This is a genomic window from Vreelandella zhuhanensis (assembly GCF_009793355.1).
Lineage (GTDB): Bacteria > Pseudomonadota > Gammaproteobacteria > Pseudomonadales > Halomonadaceae > Vreelandella > Vreelandella zhuhanensis.
The window spans coordinates 365693-387505 of record NZ_WTKP01000003.1 but is presented as its reverse complement, the minus strand read 5'-3'; the positions used below and the strand labels follow the sequence as shown (position 1 = coordinate 387505).

Below are 21813 nucleotides of genomic sequence, written 5' to 3'. Positions count from 1 at the left end.
ACACCTCACTCATCAAAGTCCGCGTCATCGAACTCGAAATCATCGGCAGCAAAAGGATCGGCGCCCGTTTCCCCGTCGTTGATCTGGTATCGGCGGCTCTGAAGGTAAGTATCGCGGACAAAACTATAACGCTCTCCGAAAATAAGTTCCTCCTGCTCCAGAAACCCTGCTCGCGCATCGATCACGCGCAACGCAGTCAAGCCGATGCGCAGGGCATCGTCTTCAACGTAGGTGAGCGGATAGGTAGCCATATCAGCCGGCATACCGGAGGTATCACGCAAGGTACTCGGGCCTAAAAACGGCAACACCAAGTAGCGCGAGTCCCCCCATCCCCACACAGCAAGCGTTTGGCCGAAGTCTTCTTCCCGACCGGTAATCTCCATGGGCGTGGCGACATCCCACAGCCCACCGATCCCGGCCGTTGAGTTGATCAAAAATCGAGAAGTGGCAATACCAGCGTTGCCTGGCTTGCCTTGCAGCACACTATTGAGTGCCGTGCGCACCTCTCCCAGGTTGGAAAAGAAGTTACCCACACCGGTCTGAACCGGCTGCGGGGTTATCTTGGCATAGCCCGAAGCCACCGGGCGCAGGGCATAACGATCCACCACGTCATTGAAAGCGAATACCCGACGATTAAAGCCTTCCCAGGGGTCATCAGGATGCTTTTCTTCCGCCACCTGAGCGCCTGCACATCCTGAAAGCAATGCGAGGCTCGTCATCAGCAACAATGGGCCGCGTACTTTATTAAACATGATGAAGCCACCTCTTTGAGCCGCCATTATTGGCGTTGTACCACGATGCTGCCGGCACTATACCCTGCCCCGAACGAACAGATGACCCCGAGATCGCCGGGTTTCAAGTCAGCACGGTGCAGATGGAAAGCGATAATCGACCCCGCCGAACTGGTATTGGCATAACGATCCAGGATCACCGGTGCTTGAGTTTCGTCAGGCTCATAACCAAGCACCTTGCGCGCAATCAAATCATTCATGTGACGATTGGCCTGGTGAAGCCACAGGCGTGCCAGGTCGCTACCGGCAAGTTCCAGCGATGCCAGATGCTGAGTGATCAGCGTGGCTACCATGGGACATACTTCCTTGAAAACACGCCGGCCCTCTTGCACGAATAACTTGTCTTCAGCCAAAGGGTCGCTATCGGTCACCCGGTTCAGAAAACCGGCATTATTACGGATGGCATTGGAAAAGCGCGTCACCAGGCGCGTTCCCAAGATGCTGAAACGCGTCTCAGCCACCGCGACACTATCGGCTTCCAATACCATGGCTGTACAAGCATCGCCGAAAATGAAATGGCTGTCACGGTCACAAAAGTTGAGATGGGCGGAACAGATTTCCGGATTAACCACTAACGCCCGCTTGATACTGCCCGAGGCAATCGCATTGGCCGCCGTTTCCATAGCAAACGTGGCCGAACTGCAGGCGACATTCATATCGAACCCGTACCCCGCAGCGCCCAATGCCTGCTGCAACTCCACGGCAACCGCTGGATAAGCACGCTCAAGATTGGAGCAAGCCACAATTACCAGCTCGATATCCGCGGCCTTGACCGAAGCATCAAGCAATGCTTCATGAGCTGCCTCGAGTGCCATGTCGCATTGAATGGAAGGCTCGTCATTAGCGCGTTGAGGTAAGCGTGGGCGCATACGCCTGGGGTCGAGAATACCCTCGGCATCCAGCACGTAGCGGCTCTTGATACCGGAGGCTTTTTCGATAAATTCACTGCTTGAATACGCCAATGATTGACGTTCACCGCTGGCGATCGCCTGAGCGTGTCGAGCATTCTCGAGGTCTATCCAAGCATTGAACGCTGCGACCAAGGCATCGTTACCAATGGCGTGTTCCGGCGTATAAAGTCCCGTCCCGGTAATCACCACGTTTGTCATGCGCTTCTCCTTTTAGCCGCTCGCATGTCTAACCCGAACGCCTATGGACGTCAGTGTCGGTCATCCGGTAAGCGGGTATTGCTTACTGTGTGCTTTTGCGACATGTTTTGCCAGTGCTGCCTAAGTAGCGGCAGGGAGACCGGTAATTTCCTGCCAACGTTTTTCCAACCGCTTGACCGATACCGGCATCAAGGTACCCAGTTGCTGGGCGAACAGCGAAACTCGTAACTCCTGCAGCCACCAGCCGAATTCCACCAGCGCCGGATCCTCCACCTTTCCACGCCGTTCGCTTTCACGTCGAGCGTCCCAGCGTGCTTCCAAGGCTTGAACCTCGTGCATCATCAGCTGGTCGCGGCCTCGTTCACGGGGCGCTTTTTCCAGGCGAATCAAGGCACCCTCCATATAACGTGGGTATTCCTTGAGCCAATCACCAGCATCGCTGATGAAGCCTGGATACACCAGGCGCTGCATCTGAGCTTTCAGGTCATTATAAACCAGTGCCAAAGCGAAATTGAGGTTTCCCTTCAGCGCCTTGGTAACCGCCAGGTGGCCTTCCAGGGCGGGCTTGACCTGGACCACCTTAGCCTCAGCCTGTTCGACCAATTCACTAGCGCCGCCCTCCAACCGAGTGACAAACTCACTTTCCGAACGTGGCAATGGCGCTTTCGCCATGACGTCATTGAACACCGCCAAGGTAATGTCTTCCACTAACGCCTGCTTGCTGCCCACCTTGGCAAACAGCAAGGCGCAGGTATCCATGCCCTTGAGCTGACGAATTCGCTTGACCTCTTCCGGCAAACGGGCCATGGCCAGTCGGGCGATGCCTTCACGATGCGCCTGGTGCGCCTTGTCGGGATGATCGAAAAGCTCCACTCGAAAGCTGCCTTTCTCTGGCACCAGCGCCGGATACGCTTCCACACGAATCCCCGCCTGGGTGGTCACGCGCGACTCGGGTAACGGCGCCACCGGCAAGCCTTCCACCGCCGGTTCATCGGCGGCCTGTTGCGCCAGCGCACGAGCGCCCACGCCTGCGGCTGCTTCAAAACGTTGCTCCAAGGCACGCACATCACGCCCTTGACCCAGCACCCTGCCTTCATGATCGACCACCTGCAGATTCATGACCAGGTGCGGCTCCAATTGATCCAGGCGCCAATCATCCGGGTGCACCCGGGTTCCCGTGCGCTTGCGGATAAACTCGCTCAACGCTTCGGTCAGCGGTCGGTTTTCCGGTGACAAGGACTCCAGAGCAGCATCCACCCAGTCAGGAATCGGTACCACCTGGCGACGCACCGCCTTGGGAAGAGACTTGAGCAGCGCAATACATTTTTCCCGCAATAGCCCCGGCACCAGCCACTCCAGCTGTGCCTTGGGCAGTTGGGGCAGCATGGCGGCAGGTACAGTCAAGGTGATGCCGTCGTCTTCCGAGCCAGGGGCAAAATGGTACCTCAGCGGATAAGTGACTCCCGCCAGGGTAATCTGATCCGGATATTGGACCTGAGTAACGTCCTGAGCTTCACGAGCCAGTAGTGCCTCGCGATCGAATTTGAGTAGGCCCGGGGCATCCTTTTCCGCTTGTTTGCGCCAATGCTCGAAACTCTTGCCGTTATAGACGCCCTCAGGAATCCGCTCGTCGTAAAAAGCGAACAGAGTCTCTTCATCGACCAGAATGTCGCGTCGGCGGGCACGGTCTTCCAGCGCCTCCACTTCCCCGATCAGGTCGCGGTTATGAGCAAAGAATTCCCCCTGCGTGTGAAACTCACCTTCCACCAAGGCCCGGCGGATGAAAATTTCACGGGCTTCAACCGGGGCTATCGGGCCGTAATGCACCTTGCGCCGCGCGACGATCGGCAAGCCGAATAGGGTCACCTGCTCAAAGGCCACAACCTGGGCGCGCTTCATTTCCCAGTGCGGCTCGCTCCAAGAGCGCTTGACCAGATGCTCGGCCTGAGGCTCGATCCACTGGGGATCAATCTTGGCCACGGTACGAGCGAATAGCTTCGAGGTTTCCACCAACTCGAAGGCCATGATCCATTTGGGGGTCTTTTTGGACAGTCCCGAGCCAGGATGGATCATGAACTTGCGATTGCGAGCACCCTGATATTCCCGATTTTCCAGGAACAACCCAAGGTTGGAAAGCAAGCCTGAAAGCAGTGCCTGATGCAGGTTGCCGGAGGTCTTGCGCCGTACCTGGCGCGCCTGCTCTTCACTTTCGTCATCATTGCGCGGTGCCGGTGGGGGCACTTCGATTTGCATATCGCGCAGCAACTGGCGCAACTGGCGGAAAGTGTCGTGCCACTCACGCAACCGCAGATAATTAAGATAATGCTCGCGACACCAGCGGCGCAGCTGGTTGCCCGAAAGCTCGTTACGCGCGTTCTCGAAACCATGCCAGAGGTTGAGTAGCGCCACGAAATCGGATTCCGGATCATGCCAGCGCTGATGCGCCTGATCCGCCGCCTGGCGTTTATCCGCCGGTCGGTCACGCGGGTCTTGCACCGCCAGGGCCGACACCACCACCAGCACATCGCGCAGGCCGCCACGCTCCGCACCGGCCAACACCATGCGGGCCAGGCGCGGGTCGATGGGCAAGCGCGCCAGTTTGCGCCCCAGCGGCATCAGTTTCTGCTGGTCATTCACCGCCCCCAGCTCGAACAGCAGGCGAAAGCCATCCTTGATAAAGCGTGAATCGGGCGGATCGACGAACGGAAAGTCTTCAATGTCGCCCAGTTTGAGGGCGAGCATGGAAAGTATCACCGACGCCAGGTTGGTACGCTGAATTTCCGGATCGGTAAACGCCGGACGTGCGAGAAAATCGTCTTCATCGTAAAGACGAATGCACACCCCTTCCGCGATACGCCCGCAGCGCCCTTTCCGCTGGTTGGCACTGGCCTGGCTGACCGGCTCCACCGGCAACCGCTGGATCTTGGCGCGGTAGCTGTAACGACTGATACGCACCAGTCCCGGGTCGATCACGTAGCGTATCCCGGGCACCGTCAGCGATGTTTCCGCCACATTGGTGGCCAGGACGATACGCCGACCCGAGTGGGGGGCAAACACTCGGTTCTGCTCTGCATTGGAAAGCCGGGCGTACAGCGGCAGTATTTCCGTGCCTCCGAGATCGGCTCGCCGCAAAGTGTCGGCGGTTTCACGGATTTCACGCTCGCCGGGGAGAAATATCAATACATCTCGCGGGCCATACAACCAGCCCTTGGCGCGCTCGATGGTCTCGATCTCTTCCACCGCATGCAGGATGCCTTCCTGAAGCGTGCGGTCCTCTTCGTCATCAGCTTCGCGTACCAGAGGCCGATAATGCACATCGACCGGATAGGTGCGACCGGTGACTTCGACCACCGGTGCCGGCGACGAGGGCGTGCCGAAATGCGCTGAGAAACGATCCACATCGATGGTTGCCGAGGTGATAATGACTTTCAGTTCGGGGCGCTTGGGCAGCAGCCGCTTGAGGTAACCGAGCAGAAAATCGATGTTCAGGCTACGTTCATGGGCCTCATCGATGATGATGGTGTCATAACGCTGGAGCAGTGGATCATGCTGGGTTTCGGCCAACAAGATACCGTCGGTCATCAGCTTGATCAGGGTGGTATCGCTACTCTGGTCGTGAAAGCGCACCTGATAGCCGACCTGTTCGCCCAAGGAGACTTCCAGTTCCTCCGCCAGACGCGTGGCCACGCTGCGAGCGGCCAGCCGGCGGGGCTGGGTATGGCCAATCATGCCGCGTCGTCCGCGCCCCAGTTCCAAGCATATCTTGGGTAATTGGGTGGTTTTCCCGGAACCGGTTTCACCGGCCACCACCACCACTTGATGGTTGCGCAGCGCCTCTAGAATATCTTCGCGCCGCTCAACGACGGGCAATGTTTGTGGGTAGTTCAATGCGACAGGCTGTGCCTGACGCTTGGCCAAGGCGGTCTGGGAGCGCTGCAGGTCGCGCGAAACTTCCTGAATACCACGATCCACCGGCTTGCCTTCCCGAGCGCGGCGGGTCAACCCTGCCAGCCGCTGCTCGAGTGGCTGGACATCGCGCAGCATCACGCTCGACAAGCCTTGCTTGAGCGCATGAAGGGCATCGGTATCAGTCATGGCTGGGGTTTGACGGGATTGGGTAGTCACGATGGGTTGGCTAGCTCCGCAGTATTTGCAACATAGCTTGAAACATAGGCTCCAAACAGTCGTTCAAACGAATGCTCAAAACGAATACTCAAGAAACCTATTCGACACGTAAAAACAGAAAATCTCCCATAAAAAACATGCCCGCTCCAATAACGGAAGCGGGCGTACCATTGTAACGTCACAGCTTGAGCTGCGCCTAACGCCCCAACAAAAAACCTACCTGGCAACGGAACCATCGAGAGATAGCGTCAGGCATTCGACATCAGGCTCAACACACCTTTTCTGCGTCTTTTTTGCCTTGTTCATCACGCAACTGACGACGTTGAACCTTGCCCACATTGGTTTTGGGCAACTCATCACGAAACTCGACGTACTTGGGTACTTTATAACCGGCAAGTTCCTTCTTGCACCAACGCCGCAGGGTCTCGGCATCCAGGTTTTCATTACGGGTGACCACAAACAGCTTGATGGCCTCGCCACTATCGTCATCCGATACACCGACGGCCGCCAATTCCAGGACATCCGGATGTCCCGCGACCACATCCTCTATTTCATTGGGATACACATTGAAGCCTGAGACCAGAATCATGTCTTTCTTGCGGTCGACGATACGAATGTAGCCATCATCCTGAATCGTGGCGATATCACCGGTACGGAACCAGCCATTTTCATCAATGGAGGCGGCCGTCTGGTCTTCACACTTCCAATAGCCTTTCATGACTTGCGGGCCTTGAACACAAAGCTCGCCGGACTCGCCGAAGGGTGCATCGTTATCATCGGCATCCACTATTTTCACCGCCGTTCCCGCGACCGGTTTACCAATCGTTCCCAGCTGAATCGCATTGGTAGGATTGAAACTGACGATCGGCGAGGTTTCGGTCAGCCCGTAGCCTTCGGCTATCGGGCAACCCGTCACTTCTTCCCAGCGTTTGGCCGCGGCCTTGGTCAACGCCATCCCACCTGAAATGGTCAAATGGAGTTTAGAGAAATCCAGCTGCCTGAAATCATCCCTGCGGCATAACGCATTGAACAAGGTATTCAATCCGATAAAGCCGGTGAACGGAACACCTTTAAGCTCCTTGACGAAATTATCCAGATCTCTGGGGTTGGGAATCAGCACCGAGTGGTTACCGGTCTCCATGAGAAACAGGCAATTCACTGTGAAGGTGTAGATATGATAGACCGGCAACGGCGCAATGATCAGCTCTTCACCATCGGTCAGGTGCGTGCCGATGGCCGCACGCGCCTGAAGCATGTTCGCCACCAGATTACGGTGGCTTAGCATGGCACCCTTGGGCATGCCCGTGGTACCACCGGTGTATTGCAGTGCCGCCAGGTCGTCCGGGAAGCGATGAACGTCTTCGGAGGTTAACGAAGCGCCTTTTTTCAGCGCTACGCGAAAATCTATCGCTCCCGGCAATGAATAGGCAGGCACCATTTTCTTGACGTGCTTGACCACTGAATTGATTAACAAACGCTTGGGAAAGCCGTGCATGTCGCCCAATTGAGTCACCAGCACATGCTTGATCTCGGTCTTGTCCAGGATCTTTTCCAGCTTATCGGCCATGTTGGCCAGGATCAGGATGGCTTTGGCTCCCGAGTCTTTGAACTGATGAGCCATTTCCCGCTCGGTGTAAAGCGGATTGGTATTGACCACCACCATCCCCGCCCTCAGGGCGCCGAATACAGCCACTGGAAACTGCAAGACGTTAGGCAGTTGAATGGCTACCCGATCGCCGGGCTCAAGGTCGGTTTCGTGTTGAATCCAGGCGGCAAAAGCACCCGACAGGCGATCCAGTTCAGCAAACGTCAATGTCTGCCCCATGCAGGAAAATGCCGGTTTTTCCTTGAAGCGGCTGACTGCCGCATGAAACACATCCGTGACGGAATCATACTGATCCAGCCCTTCAAGCGCTGGGCCGCGCAGAATCGGGGCATTGGCATGGTCGTTCATGGGCGATCTCCGCTATGCATGTCGATGTACTATCACCGACCTTGTTATTTTACTCGTTCGACGACTCGACAAGCTGTAACGCCTTGCCAAGTTCAGGCCTACACGATAAACGACCCGCCACGGCGTGTAAAACGACCGATTGAAACTTTCGTTTTATTCTTGTATCAAGCAAGCTCTAACGGCTGGGACTGACTAACTTTTCAAGGTATTACCGCCTGATAGCGTGCCTTGACCTCACCATCGCTCCATACCAGAAGCTCGCCCGGCACCATGCGCTCCCAGGCTTCATTGTGAGTCAAGGGTTCGGTTGCGATCACCGAGACCACGTCATTGGTGGTGGTATGTTCAGCAAAATTGACCGTTAATTCCGCATCGGAGAGCTCAGCCTGACCGAACGGCGCTCGCCGAGTAATATGGGCAAGTTTCGTGGAGCAGTAGCTGTAAAGATAAATCCCGTCGGACATCAGTAAGTTGAAGACACCCAGGCCGCGAAGTCTTTCGCATAGACGGTGAAGACACTGCCATAACGCCTCCGGTGCCACAGGGGGCTCGGGGAAATCACGACGCAACTCGCCTAACAGCCAGCAGAAGGCATGTTCGCTATCGGTAGCGCCCACCGGGGTATAAAACGACAGAGGCAAGGTTTGCCAGCCTTCCAACTGGCCGTTGTGGGCATAACACCAAGGCCGTCCCCACATTTCGCGGGTGAAGGGGTGGGTGTTGGCCAGACGTACCCCGCCCACATTGGCCTGACGAATATGGCTAATCACCACATGCGACTTGATCGGGTAATCGCTGATCAGCCGAGCGATGGGTGAGTCTACCGACGGATGCGGGTCACGGAATTCGCGGTAACCGCCCTCTTCATAGAACGCAATCCCCCAGCCATCGCGGTGGGGCCCGGTACCGCCACCACGATGCAGAAAACCTGCGAAACTGAAACAGATATCCGTGGGAACATTGGCACTCATGCCCAGTAGCTCGCACATTAAACCGATCTCGCCGCTGACTCCGTGAACACAGTGAAACGCTGCATTAGCCAATCACCGGTTCGCGGCGCGACGAGGAATCCGAATCTCTGCTCGAAGCAGAGCGGCCTTGAGATTTTTCGGCGGTGTCGGGTATGTCGACATAGGTCACCGGGAGGCGCCACCACCACAAGAACACGCCCAGCAGTGCCCCGATGCTCATGCCGACAATCAACCATAGCAGGCCGTTACGTAACGAAGCGCCCGCACCTTCAAGGAAGCCTACGGCACTGACCATCGCCGCAGGCGCCAGGCCGGTGTAGAATTCCCCTTCTTCCATCAAGGGTAAGCGAAAACGCGTTGGCATCCACATCGCCCCGGCGATACTCCATGTCAGCACCAAGCGCGCCAGACGCGGCAATAACGCCAAGGCGAAATAAACCGCTACCAGCACCAACACTGACAAGGCGTAATAGCTTACCCAAAGCAAAGACATCGAATCTGCAAACAACATACTGAATCCTCATGTGGGTGACTCCACCCGACGTTGACTTTCACCATTATGGTACCTGTCTGTTTATGAAAGCACAGCCCTGCGCGACGCCTCACTCCCCGGTTGCCCCCCATGCCCGTACCGACGACCCCAAGTGGCACTGGCTGGAACAGCGCGATGCTCCTGAAGTCACGGCGTTTCTCGAAGCGGCCAATGCCCAAAGCGATGCCTGGTTCTCTCCTCTCGACGCCCTCACGCAGGCTTTATTCGATGGCCAGCTTGCCAGGCGCGAGCTGGCTGTCACCAGCCTGAAAACTCCGCTCGATTATTTCACCTTCTGGAATGAGACCGCCGCTGACGCCGATCATCCCAGCTGGTGGCGCCACCCCAATGGCGCCCCCGAGAACAGCCAGTGCGTACTGGATGTCGGCGCTCGCGCCGCCGGGCATGAGTTCTACGACATGGGCGATATGGCGCTATCTCCCGATGAAGACTGGCTGGCGTGGACCGAAGACACCCAGGGCGACGAACGCTTTTCCTTGTGGCTAAAACAGCTGCCCGCGGGGGAGCCGCAACGCTTGCTGGAAGACATCGGCGCGACATTGTGCTGGGCGGAAGACCAAACCGCCACCAGTGCCACGCTGCTCTTCACGCGTTTCGATGCCACCCAGCGCCCGGACAGCGTATGGCGCTTGCCACTGCGGCTGGCGGCGCCGCAAGTGACGGCGGAGACGCCGGTATTGCTCTTGCAGGAACCGGATAGCGAGTTCTGGCTGGGCGTAGGCAAAAGCCGCTCGCGCCGCTGGCTGATGGTGGAAAGCGCCTCCAAGGACACCAGCGAAGTGCATCTGGTTCCTGCCCAGGCTCCACACGCCACTCCGATCTGTCTTCAGCCACGTAAAGCCGGTGTTGAATATAACGTGGAACACCGCCCGGGTGCTTTCTATGTATTGCACAACCGAAACGGCGCTAACTTCCAGCTGGATTGTCTCGAGGAAACCACGCTGCCGCCCAACCCGCCCGAAGAAGGGGGCGTTGAGGTCGCCGTCGCCGGCATTCCTTTCATTGCTCATCGGGAGGATGTCACTCTGGAAGGCGTCGAAGCTTTTTCCTGGGGGCTGGTGCTTGCCGAACGCGATCATCGCAGCGCGCAAGTATATCTGCGCCGTATCGAGCTGGATGATAAAGGCCAGACAGTTGTCGATGAGCAGCTGGACTTGCCGGAAATTCCTTGCTCCCAAGACCTGGAAGATACACCGCACTTTGATACGCGCATCCTGCGCTTGCGCGAGGAGTCCTTCACTCAATCACCCCGCTGGATAGCGCTGGACCTGGATACTCAACAGCGCACCGAGCTCAAACGTCTACCGGTACATGGCAACTTGCAGCCCGAGCAACTGGTCAGTAAACGACTCTGGGCCACAGCCGCCGACGGCGAACGGATTCCGGTTTCGGTCGTCATGCGCGCCGATCTAGCCGACCACCCCTTGCCGACGCTTCTTTACGGCTATGGCGCTTACGGCGAACCGCTCGACCCCTGGTTTTCCATCGCCCGGCTGGAGCTGCTCGAGCGTGGTGTGGCATTCGCCGTTGCCCATGTGAGAGGCGGCGGGGAATGCGGCGAACCTTGGTACCTGACCGGAAAGATGGCGCACAAGGACAATAGTTTCGGCGACTTTCTCGCGGCTCGAGAGGTGTTGGTCAAGGAAGGAGTGAGCAAAGCGAAAAAGGTTGTGGCTTATGGCGCCAGCGCCGGAGGGCTACTGGTAGCCACCTGCGTCAATCGTGCTCCTCAAGCCTTTTGTGCTGCGGTCTTGGACGTCCCCTTCGTGGATGTACTGCGCACCATGCAAAACCCCGACCTGCCCTTGACTACCGCCGAATACAGCGAGTGGGGCAACCCAGAAGCGCCTGACGTTGCCGAACGCATTCGCGCCTACTCGCCACTGGACAACCTGACCGAGCAAGCTTATCCGGCCATGCTGATCGAAGGTAGCTGGTACGATACTCGCGTGGGCTATTGGGAGCCGGCAAAACTCTATGCACGTATGACCCAGCTCAACACCAGTGATGCGCCTATCCTGCTGCGTACCGACATGAGCGCAGGACACGGCGGGGCTTCCGGGCGCTTCAAGGCATGGCGCGACGCCGCACGTCAGGACGCCTTTATCCTGTGGGCGCTGGGATTGGCGGACGTTACGAGCAATGCCTAGCTGATGCAACCAAGTGAACAAGGCATGGTGCAACCGCTAGGGAATCGGAAGCACAGCAATGATGTGTTCCTCGAGCTTACGCTCGGGGACGTCATCCTGGGAAACTGCAAAGTTGCGTACACTGATGCCTTTACGATGCACCCGTTCGGCATCGTTGCTCAACAACGGATGCCACCCCGCCAGCTTGCGGCCTTCCGCTACCCGGCGGTAGGCGCAGGAGTTCGGCAACCAAGTGAATTCCTTGACTCTTGCCGGGGTCAGCTGGGTGCAATCCGGTACGCTATCGAAACGGTTGGGATAATCGCTGCACTGACAACTGCCGATATCCAGTAGCCGGCACGCCACATTGAGCACTGCCAGCTCCTGGGTCTCGTCATCATGCAGCTTAAGCAGACAGCACTGACCGCAGCCATCGCATAGAGCTTCCCATTCTTGGGAGGTCAGCTCTTCAAGAGAAAAACGCTCCCAGAAACGCTCACGCATAGAGTCTCCTCGCCTTTAAAGGCTACGTGATCAATAACGCGCCTGCGTCGGCGTACGGTAAAGATCCATCAAATATTCTTCCTTGGCGGGAGGCATCTGAAAATAAAACCCTTGTTCCTCGATCTTTGCCATCACGTCCACTGCCTTGGCACGGGCCAATGTGGTTGTCGGCCTCAGAATCATGGTCAAGTAAGGAACCGGTTTGCCAAACTGTTCCAGAAGCCCATCAGGTACCTCACCCAAGCCCTTGCGCTTATCCACGTAAAGGTACATTTCTTCCTTGCGTGAACTCTTGAAGATTTCACACAGTAATTTGTCATCGGTCATGAGAGTTCTCGCAAGGCGCCTTCCAGCGCCGGGTTCATGCATTCTCCTCGCCAGCCATTGGGCAGCGGAAGTGCCACTTGTGCCATATCGGCAATCACCAACGCTTCCATATCCCGACGCCGCAACAACATCTCAGGTGCCACGCCCAACGCCTCGGCCTGCGCATTGACGACGTCCTTCAATGCCTTGAAACGCGATTTAAATGCCGGGGCGGTAGGTGCAGGAAGTGCCGGCGGCAAGTCATTTTCCGTGGTGGTGCAGGCTTTTTTAACCAAGGTCAGCAAGGCATCGCCTTCTTTTTTCACCAATGTCGGCTTGATGTCTTCGACCTCGGCCAGTTCATATCGATTGGTGGGCAGCATCTCGGCGATGGCATACAAAAGTTTATCGCTGACCAGCCAGTTGCGCGGCAGGTCGCGTCGCCGCGCCTCGCCTTCACGCCAGGTAGTCAATAGCCGGTACGCTTCGATCTGACGCGGCGCCAAACGCCATAACTGGCGTTGACGCACATACCATTGCCCATCCGCAGCCACGCTACGCCCCGCTTGCTGAATAAGCTCGGCACATTCCTGTTCGACCCAACGCAGCCGACCCAGGCGCTCAAGGTGTTCGCGCTGCAGGTACCAGACCTTGAGCAGGTAAATGACATCGAGTGCCGCATAATGACATTGCGCCTGGCTTAACGGACGCTCCAGCCAATTGGAGCGCGTCTCTTCCTTGGGCAAGGTTTCACCCACCCAGAACTCCACCAGTTTTTGATACCCCATGCCCGGGTTCTCCCCGAGAAATCCTTGGGCCACTTGGGTATCCACCAATGGCTCGGGCAACGCTTGCGCCCAATGGGCAAAGACTTCCAGGTCTTCACTGCATGCATGCAGCAACTTAACGGGGCCTTGAGTAAGAAGCTTGCGAAAGGCGTCGGTGCAGGGCGTGGCGAGAGGGTCGACCAGATAAGCCAATTCACCGGCGGTAAATTGGATCAAGGCGGGAATCGGATAAAAGGTTTTTTCGCGAAAGAATTCGGTATCCAGGGCAATGACCTCAGCCTCGGCAACACTCAGGCAAGCGGCATCCAAGGCTTCGGGGCTATCGATCCAGTGAAATGAAGGTGGGGTCAAATTCGGCAATGGGTTGATTCCGGGTTGGCTAAAAAAGGCTACTCACTACGAAACGGCAAACGGCCGTTGAAGGCACGACTCAAGGTGCCGCCATCCACATACTCAAGTTCTCCCCCCATGGGCACGCCATAGGCCAGGCGTGAAAGCGTGACACCCTGTTCGGCCAGTTGCGCCGCGATATAATGCGCTGTGGCCTCACCTTCCACGGTGGGATTGGTGGCCAGCACCACCTCGCGGATGCCACCCTCGGCCATGCGTGCTTCCAGCTGATCCAGCCCGATATCCTCAGGGCCGATACCGTCCAGCGGGGAAAGATGCCCATGCAAGACGAAGTAGCGCCCTTGAAAACCACCGGCTTCTTCTATTGCCAGCTGATCGGCGGGCGATTCCACCACGCACAGCAAGGCATCGTCTCGGCGAGGGCTTTCACATAAGGCGCACAGCGGTTGCTCGGTCAAGGTGCGGCAACGCTGGCAATAGCCCACTTCATTCAAGGCAAGGCTGACTATTTCGGCGAGACGCTGGCCACCCTCACGGTCACGTTCGAGCAGGTGCATTGCCATGCGTTGAGCGGTTTTCGGCCCAACGCCGGGCAATACGCGAAAGGCTTCCATGAGTCTTTCGACAAGCGGGGAAAATCGCATCGATCAGAACGGCATCTTGAAGCCGGGCGGCAGGTTCAAACCGGCCGTGGCCTCTTCCATCCTGGCCTTGGAATCGGCTTCGACCTTGCGCACGGCATCATTGACCGCCGCGGCCAGCAAGTCTTCCAGCAATTCCTTGTCTTCTTCCATGACACTGGGATCGATATCCACCTTGCTGACATCATGACGCCCGTTCATGGTGACCTTGACCATACCGGCACCCGCCTCACCCAGCACCTCCGCCTTGGCGACTTCTTCCTGAACGTGCTGCATTTTTTCCTGCATTTCTTGGGCTTGCTTCATCAAGTTACCCATTCCACCTTTAAACATCTGTGCATCCTCTTTCAAAAAAGCAAGAATTGATCTGGTATCTGGATAAGCTAGCGCAGCTCTTCCGCCGGCTTGACGCTGGATTCTATCAGCTTAGCCCCGAATACCTGTTGAAGTTTCTGTACATGGGGATCCTTGTTCAGGGCTGCCACCGCCAGGGCATGACGCTCACGACCATGGCGTGTTTCGCGCTGGCGGGGGGTTTCCAGTTCTTCGGGCAGCGCTGCTACCTCGAAACTTACCTTGCGAGGAAACCCTTGGCTTTCCAGCGATTTTTCCAAGCGCTGCTGATGGACGTCGGCTTGCATCGCCGCCTGGCTGGGGTCGAGACGCAAGCGCAGTACCGCACCGTTATCTTCTTCGATAATACAATGTGCCGCCAGGTTGCGCGTCAATCCCCCTAACCCCAATGAATCGAACAACTCCAGCCAAGCCTGATGGTCCAGCCGTCCCGGCTCTGTCGCTTGCGATGCCTCGGCTTCAGCGATGGGCTCATCCGAAACAGCGATCTGTATTTCGGTGGAAGGCGTCCTTTCGTTGGCGGCCTCCGCCTCGATACTGGGTTGGCCTTCCCAAGGAGGAACCATTTTCGGCTCAGGAGGAAGTGGCGCCTGCGGCTCGGAAGGGCTATCCGGCGTAGCGTCAACCGACTTCTCCCAAGGGGGCGGCGACGAGGCTGGCTGCGCTGTCTCTGAGGGTGATTGCGCCAACGCTTCATCCGCCGCGGGCGCCGAAGGTGGTGAAGACGCCGCCTGCAAAGACTCGGACTTAGCCGCCGGCTCGGCGCGCATGGGCAGGGACGCTTGAGGCGGTTTGGGCACACCCTGAGGACGAAACGCCAGCATGCGCAACAGCGTCATTTCCAAGGCACTGCGCAAGTCGGGGGCATGCACCATGTCGCCTCGGCCTTGTATGCCGATCTGGTAATACAATTGGATATCTTCAGCGATGAAACGCCCGGCCAGCGCGAGAATCGTTTCGCGATCCCCGTGTCCGTTGTCCACTGCCTCCGGCACCATTTGAGCGACGGCCAGACGATGCAGCACAGCGGTTACATCATCCAGAACGGCAGCAAAGTCAGGGCCTTGTTCAGCCAGCTCGGCCACTTCATGAAGCAGCCGCGGCGCATCGATATCGGCCAGCGCCTCGACCAGCGCCAAGACATGGCGATGGTCGAGGGTACCCAGCATGGCCGCCACATCCAGGTGCTGGACACTTCCTTGGCCGAAGGCGATGGCCTGGTCGGTCAAGCTCATGGCATCGCGCATGGAACCATCGGCAGCCTTCCCGATAAGCCATAGCGCGCTTTCCTCGAAGTGGACCTGTTCGGCCGCAAGCACCATGGCGAGATGCTCGACAATACGTACCGGCTGCATGTGCTTGAGAGTGAACTGCAAGCAGCGCGAAAGCACCGTAGCCGGCAACTTCTGTGGATCCGTGGTGGCCAACAGGAACTTGACGTGAGGCGGCGGCTCTTCCAGCGTTTTCAACAAGGCATTGAAACTGCTGGTGGAAAGCATGTGAACCTCATCGATGAGATACACCTTGTAGCGGCCCTGCGTCGGGGCGTACTGGACGTTATCCAGCAGCTCCCGGGTATCTTCTACCTTGGTACGCGAGGCTGCATCGACTTCGATCAGGTCGACAAAGCGCCCTTCATCGATCGCTTGACAGCTATCGCACTCCCCACAGGGGGTCGAGGTCACGCCTTCATCGCCGTAACCGTTAGCCGTACAGTTCAGGCACTTAGCCAGAATACGCGCCAGAGTGGTCTTGCCTACGCCCCGAGTACCCGTAAACAGGTAAGCGTGATGCAGGCGCCCCTGATCCAAAGCATTGACCAGAGCACGCTGTACATGGGCCTGACCCACTAGTTCATGAAAAGTGCGTGGTCGCCACTTACGTGCCAGTACCTGATAGCTCATCGAGCATGACATCCTTGCAGCAAAGCTGATGGACAGCGAGAAGATAGCCGTAATAAACCATCACTGTGTCGCCCGACGATGCGGCCCCACCAGCAATAGCCATTACAGAAAAGACGTTATACAACAGATATTCTAGCGGCTGCGGGCACGCTCGCCAACCGGCGCTACTTTATAAACCGGAAACTGGTATAAAGCGGGCACTGGGCTGCCGGCCTCGGCAAGAAGACCGGGCCGGCAAGTAACACACTTTGCCAAACTCAACGCTAAACCTTGGCCAATGCCTTAGGCCTGGCTGTCGCCTTCAGCGGCATTGGCACGTTCGGAAGCTGCTTTGACCAGCTTTTCCAGCTCGCCACTCTGATGCATTTCCACGACAATATCACAGCCACCCACCAGCTCACCTTCCACCCACAGCTGGGGAAAAGTGGGCCAGTTAGCCACCTTGGGCAGTTCAGCGCGAATGTCGGGGTTATCCAACACATTGACGAACGCAAAGCGCTCACCACAACTCATCAGCGCCTGAACTGTCTGGGCGGAAAAACCGCATTGCGGCAACTGCGGGGTTCCTTTCATGTAGACCAAAACGGTATTTTCGCTGATTTGCTGCTGGATATTCTCAACTGTGGTGCTCATGACACCTCCTTTCCAATGGCTCGGTTACGTCTTTTAACCGCTTGATAGGCATTACTGAAGGTACGATTCGAACAGAAGTATCGCTATCTGTCGAAAATAATACCCGAGCATGCCACTCAAGCTTGTTGGTATCCAGCATTCTACGCGTGCCTTTCGCGTTGCGCATCCCCCCCGGGCTGGCTAGGATGGTGGTTTTTGCGCGGAGAGTTGCCATGGCGACACGTCATTTTCTGACTTTGCTGGATCTTAACCCGGATGAGCTGCACTACCTGATTCAGCGCGCCATTGCCATCAAGAGCAATCTCAAGACTCAAGGGCCACGCTACACGCCGTTGCCCAATCGCACCCTGGCGATGATCTTCGAGAAATCCTCCACACGCACGCGTGTTTCATTTGAAACGGCCATGACCCAGCTCGGTGGCCATGCCTTGTTTCTTTCGCCCCGCGACACGCAACTAGGCCGCGGGGAGCCTATCGCTGACACCTCGCGGGTACTATCGGAAATGGTCGATGCGGTCATGATCCGCACCTTTTCGCATGCCGGCATCGAAGCCTTCGCGGATGCCAGCACGGTGCCTGTCATCAATGCATTGAGCGACGATTACCACCCCTGTCAGCTACTGGCCGATGTAATGACCTGGACGGAACTGCACGGCAGCATAAAAGGACGCACCGCCGTCTGGATCGGAGATGGCAATAATATGTGCCATTCATGGATCAATGCCGCACGCCAGTTCGACTTCCAGCTGCGCATCTGCTGTCCCAAGGGTTATGAGCCCCGCTCAGATATCTTAGCCGCCGCTGGTGAGCGCGTCACGCTGTCTCACGACCCCGTGCAAGCCGTTCAAGGCGTTGACCTGGTCACTACCGACGTCTGGGCCTCCATGGGACAGGAAGAAGAACAGGCCAAACGTGTCGCCGATTTCACTGGCTTTCAGGTAACAGAAGCGATGCTGGATCACGCCAAGGAAGATGTGCTGTTTCTTCACTGTTTGCCTGCGCACCGGGGCGAAGAGATCAGCGAGACACTGCTGGACGACTCCCGAGCCGTCGTGTGGCAGGAAGCAGGCAATCGCCTGCACGCCCAGAAAGCCTTGATTGAGTTTCTGTTGCTGGGAAAGGTTTCTCACTAATCAAACGAAAAACCTGACACAAAAAAACCGCCTGAAGCTTAACTTCAGGCGGTTTTTTGATAGGTGGTTGGTGGAGCCTAGCGGGATCGAACCGCTGACCTCAACACTGCCAGTGTTGCGCTCTCCCAGCTGAGCTAAGGCCCCACGCTGCTGCCCTTGCAAAACGACAGCGAGGCGAATATTAATGATATCTTTGCGTAGGGTCAAGATTTTTCTAAACATAGTATCTCATCACGCTTTGCTAATTCTACTTTGCCTCCGGCTATGGCAGGCTGTGGCTAAATAATACAATTTAGATAAACCACCCCAACCTTCCCACGGCAGTTACTGCCACGCTCAAGCAGGAGCTTTTACCTTGATTAACGTTCTCATCGCTGATGATCATCATTTGGTAAGAACCAGTATTGCCCATCTGCTGAACAGCGAAAGCGACATCAAGATTGTGGGCGAGGCGCAGGATGGAGAAACGGCCGTCTCTAGAGCTCGCCAGTTACGGCCGGACATTGTGCTGATGGATATTCGTATGCCCGGCATTGGCGGACTGGAAGCCACGCGCCGTATTCAGCGCGGCATGCAAGACATTAAGGTATTGATACTTACCGCCCACATGGAAGACAGCGTGGCACGGCGGCTGCTGGAAGCCGGGGCAGCCGGCTTTTTAAGCAAGGGGACACAAGCCGAAGAAATGGTTACCGCCATACGCCAAGTGTTTCATGGACAACGCTATATCAGCCAGGAAATCGCTTTACGCCTGGCACTCTCTCCTTTTAACGAAAATGCCAACCCCTTCATACAACTTTCTCATCGCGAGCTGCAAATCGCCATGATGATCGTAAACTGTCAACGCGTACAGGAAATTTCCGACCGACTTCACCTGAGCCCCAAGACCGTTAATACGTACCGCTATCGTTTGTTTGAAAAGCTTCAAGTCACCACCGATGTTGAACTCACCCATATGGCGTTGCGCCATGGTCTGGTGGAAGGCTTCGATACGATAGAGTGAAGGCTGTGCACCTCTGTTAAACTAGCGGGGTGCCACTTCTACCGCCAGGCCTTGCATGACTACCTCTTCTTTTGATGCCAAGCACTTTCTCGACAACGTAAGCCAGGCACCGGGCATCTACCGGATGCTCAATGCTCGAGGTGAAACGCTTTACGTGGGCAAAGCTAAACGCTTGAAAGCCCGCTTATCGAGCTATTTTCGTGGCCGGCTGAATACCAAGACCCAGGCCATGGTCGCGCATATTGCCGACATCCAGGTCACCGTGACACGCAGCGAAATAGAAGCATTGCTGCTGGAACAGACGCTGATCAAGGAACTCCGCCCGCCCTACAATATCCTGTTGCGTGACGATAAATCCTATCCTTTCGTGTTCGTCAGCGACCGTCACCCTTATCCGGCACTGGAATATAAACGCGTGCGCAAGCGCAGCAATGACGGGCGTTACCTCGGCCCCTACCCGAGCAGTGGTGCGGTGCGCGAAAGCTTGTCGTTGATGCAGAAAATCTTCCGTATCCGCAATTGCGAAGATAGCGTTTTTGCTCACCGCTCACGGCCTTGTCTGCAGTATCAGATTCAGCGATGTAGCGCGCCCTGCGTGGACTACATCAGCCAGGAAGACTATCAGCGTGACCTCGAACATGCCGTCATGTGCCTGGAAGGCAAGAGCGATGCTGTCACCCAGGCACTGACGCATGCCATGGAAGTGGCAAGCGAAGCATTGAACTTCGAAGAAGCGGCCCGCTTTCGCGATCAGGTAAAACAGCTACGTGAACTGCAGCAACGCCAATTTGTTGATACTGAAGGTGGCGACGCCGACATATTCGCCCTCGCTCAACGCCCCGGCGCCCTGGGAATTTCCGTGCTAAGCGTGCGCGATGGACGCTTACTAGGCGCTCGACATCACATGCCTGCCAACGATCTCGACTTGACCCCCGAGCAGCTTCTGGCGGACTTCGTCAGTCAATTCTACCTCGGCCAACCTCGAGAGATTCCCGGGGAGGTCATTATCAGCCACCCGCTAGCCGATGCCGAACTATTGACCGAGGCGCTTTGCCAGCAGGCGGGCAAACGCATTCGCCTGGCCCACCAGGTACGCGGGCATCGCGCCCAATGGCAGCACTTGGCAATGACTAATGCCGAGCAACAGCTAGCCTCCCAACTGGCAAACCAGACACAGCTCTCCAAGCGTTTTGCAGCCCTGCAGCACGCCTTGCATCTGGATGAGCCGCCACAACGTCTGGAATGTTTCGATATCAGCCACAGCCAAGGCGAGGCCACGGTGGCATCTTGTGTGGTATTTGACCAAAATGGGCCGCGTAAAGGCGATTACCGCCACTTTCGCATTGAAGGGGTGGCCGCGGGCGATGATTACGCCGCCATGCAGCAAGTGCTCACTCGCCGCCTGAAGCGCGTCAAGAGCGGAGAGGCGGAAAAGCCCGACATACTGATCGTGGATGGCGGCAAAGGCCAACTCAACATGGCACGCACGGTGCTCGATGAATTGGCGTTACCGGAGATTCGTTTATTAGGGGTGGCGAAAGGCAGTACCCGCAAGGCCGGGCTCGAGACATTATTTCTCGAAACCTCGGACAACACCCTCTCCCTGGACCCGGCATCTCCCGCCCTGCATCTGATCCAGCACATTCGTGACGAATCTCACCGTTTCGCCATCGCCGGGCACCGGGCGCAACGCGACAAGGCTCGCCGCACCTCGACCCTTCAGGACATTCCCGGCATCGGCCCCAAACGTCGGCGTGAACTGCTGCGCTATTTCGGCGGCCTGCAGGGGGTTCAAAAAGCCAACCGCGAGGAACTCGCCCGTGCCCCCGGCATCAGCAGTGCCTTAGCGGAAACCATTCACCGCTCACTTCACGGCTAGTTGTGAGATAAACCCTATAACGGCATGGATGCCGTGAGCCAAGGCGGATAGAATGAACAGATCATTTCCCCATCCTCCTCGTTTATCTATGGCAAGGATCGCTCTTCGCGATGAATATACCCAACATCCTGACACTGGCTAGAATTGCATTCATTCCGTTGCTGGTGGTGCTGTTTTACCTGCCCTTCGATTGGAGCTTGCCGCTAGCAGCCGCCCTCTTCGCAGTCGCCGCCCTCACTGACTGGCTAGATGGCTACTTGGCCCGTCGCTGGAACCAATCGACGCCGTTCGGTGCCTTTCTCGACCCTGTGGCTGACAAGCTCATGGTAGTGGTAGCGCTGGCCCTGCTCATCGAACGTTATGAAACATTGATTTTGACGCTGCCCGCCCTAGTCATCATCGGTCGGGAAATCGTCATTTCCGCTCTGCGGGAATGGATGGCGGAAATGGGCAAGCGTGGTCAAGTGGCCGTTTCGTGGATCGGCAAGGTAAAAACCAGCCTGCAGATGATCGCCCTGCTGGTATTACTGGCCTTCCCCCCCGGCCACAGCCTGGCCGTGTTAGGCGTTATTACTCTGTATGCCGCGGCCATGCTGACCCTATGGTCGATGATTCAGTATCTGAAAGCTGCGTGGCCGCATCTAAGTCGGTCGATGTAACGCATCAAGCCGTTGACAGACACAGG

The 21813-nt window shown here is 56.9% G+C and carries 18 protein-coding genes and 1 tRNA gene; 5 read left to right on the top strand and 14 right to left on the bottom strand.

Annotated features, from left to right (window positions below):
* Positions 1-5: 5 nt before the first annotated feature.
* From GPM19_RS06125 to GPM19_RS06100, 6 genes are all read right to left on the bottom strand, one after another.
* Positions 6-752 carry an MlaA family lipoprotein gene (locus tag GPM19_RS06125; protein WP_227842185.1) on the bottom strand — a complete coding sequence of 249 codons (747 nt, stop codon included), beginning with the start codon at positions 750-752 and terminating at the stop codon, positions 6-8.
* Positions 753-778: 26 nt separating this feature from the next.
* On the bottom strand, positions 779-1900 hold the full coding sequence (locus GPM19_RS06120) for a beta-ketoacyl-ACP synthase III (RefSeq protein WP_160417976.1): 1122 nt from the start codon (positions 1898-1900) through the stop codon (positions 779-781).
* Between the two features lie 120 nt (positions 1901-2020).
* Complete coding sequence (gene hrpA / locus GPM19_RS06115; RefSeq protein ID WP_160418017.1) at positions 2021-5995, bottom strand: ATP-dependent RNA helicase HrpA; 3975 nt, start codon at positions 5993-5995, stop codon at positions 2021-2023.
* Between the two features lie 298 nt (positions 5996-6293).
* Entirely contained in the window at positions 6294-7979 is a 1686-nt protein-coding gene (locus GPM19_RS06110; RefSeq protein ID WP_160417975.1) for an AMP-binding protein, read from the bottom strand.
* Positions 7980-8179: 200 nt separating this feature from the next.
* Positions 8180-8968, bottom strand: a complete 789-nt coding sequence (locus tag GPM19_RS06105; protein ID WP_160417974.1) for a class II glutamine amidotransferase — start codon at positions 8966-8968, stop codon at positions 8180-8182.
* 46 nt (positions 8969-9014) lie between these two features.
* On the bottom strand, positions 9015-9461 hold the full coding sequence (locus GPM19_RS06100) for a hypothetical protein (RefSeq protein ID WP_227842183.1): 447 nt from the start codon (positions 9459-9461) through the stop codon (positions 9015-9017).
* Between the two features lie 65 nt (positions 9462-9526).
* Between GPM19_RS06100 and GPM19_RS06095 the strand changes: the two genes are divergently transcribed.
* A complete protein-coding gene (locus tag GPM19_RS06095; RefSeq protein WP_160417973.1) occupies positions 9527-11653 on the top strand; it encodes a S9 family peptidase in 2127 nt (708 codons plus the stop codon).
* A gap of 36 nt (positions 11654-11689) precedes the next feature.
* Here the strand turns inward: GPM19_RS06095 and GPM19_RS06090 are convergent, their stop codons facing one another.
* The 7 genes from GPM19_RS06090 to grxD form a co-directional block, all read right to left on the bottom strand.
* Positions 11690-12136: a YcgN family cysteine cluster protein gene (locus GPM19_RS06090; RefSeq protein WP_160417972.1), complete on the bottom strand. Its 447-nt coding sequence runs from the start codon at positions 12134-12136 to the stop codon at positions 11690-11692.
* Positions 12137-12166: 30 nt separating this feature from the next.
* The gene (locus tag GPM19_RS06085; RefSeq protein ID WP_160417971.1) at positions 12167-12463 is read right to left on the bottom strand and encodes a YcgL domain-containing protein; all 297 of its coding nucleotides are present in this window, start codon (positions 12461-12463) and stop codon (positions 12167-12169) included.
* Positions 12460-13590 (bottom strand): ribonuclease D, encoded by a 1131-nt coding sequence (gene rnd / locus GPM19_RS06080; protein WP_160417970.1) that lies wholly within the window; start codon positions 13588-13590, stop codon positions 12460-12462. The genes GPM19_RS06085 and rnd overlap by 4 nt, the downstream gene beginning before the upstream one ends.
* Before the next feature lie 29 nt (positions 13591-13619).
* Positions 13620-14225: a recombination mediator RecR gene (gene recR, locus GPM19_RS06075; RefSeq protein WP_160417969.1), complete on the bottom strand. Its 606-nt coding sequence runs from the start codon at positions 14223-14225 to the stop codon at positions 13620-13622.
* 3 nt (positions 14226-14228) lie between these two features.
* Entirely contained in the window at positions 14229-14555 is a 327-nt protein-coding gene (locus tag GPM19_RS06070; protein WP_114487322.1) for a YbaB/EbfC family nucleoid-associated protein, read from the bottom strand.
* A gap of 50 nt (positions 14556-14605) precedes the next feature.
* Positions 14606-16480, bottom strand: a complete 1875-nt coding sequence (dnaX, locus tag GPM19_RS06065) for a DNA polymerase III subunit gamma/tau (RefSeq protein WP_160417968.1) — start codon at positions 16478-16480, stop codon at positions 14606-14608.
* A 282-nt stretch (positions 16481-16762) separates the two neighbouring features.
* Entirely contained in the window at positions 16763-17113 is a 351-nt protein-coding gene (gene grxD, locus GPM19_RS06060) for a Grx4 family monothiol glutaredoxin (protein ID WP_160417967.1), read from the bottom strand.
* Between the two features lie 212 nt (positions 17114-17325).
* Here grxD and argF point away from each other — a divergent pair, with 212 nt between their 5' ends.
* Positions 17326-18246, top strand: coding sequence for an ornithine carbamoyltransferase (gene argF, locus GPM19_RS06055; protein ID WP_160417966.1), 921 nt, complete (start codon positions 17326-17328; stop codon positions 18244-18246).
* Positions 18247-18314: 68 nt separating this feature from the next.
* Here argF and GPM19_RS06050 read toward each other — a convergent pair.
* Positions 18315-18390: transfer RNA gene (locus GPM19_RS06050), tRNA-Ala, on the bottom strand.
* A 211-nt stretch (positions 18391-18601) separates the two neighbouring features.
* Between GPM19_RS06050 and uvrY the strand changes: the two genes are divergently transcribed.
* The 3 genes from uvrY (at position 18602) to pgsA (ending at position 21787) form a co-directional block, all read left to right on the top strand.
* Positions 18602-19249, top strand: coding sequence for a UvrY/SirA/GacA family response regulator transcription factor (uvrY, locus tag GPM19_RS06045; protein ID WP_160417965.1), 648 nt, complete (start codon positions 18602-18604; stop codon positions 19247-19249).
* 55 nt (positions 19250-19304) lie between these two features.
* Positions 19305-21128, top strand: coding sequence for an excinuclease ABC subunit UvrC (gene uvrC / locus GPM19_RS06040; protein WP_160417964.1), 1824 nt, complete (start codon positions 19305-19307; stop codon positions 21126-21128).
* A 110-nt stretch (positions 21129-21238) separates the two neighbouring features.
* A complete protein-coding gene (gene pgsA, locus GPM19_RS06035) occupies positions 21239-21787 on the top strand; it encodes a CDP-diacylglycerol--glycerol-3-phosphate 3-phosphatidyltransferase (protein ID WP_160417963.1) in 549 nt (182 codons plus the stop codon).
* Positions 21788-21813 lie beyond the last annotated feature (26 nt).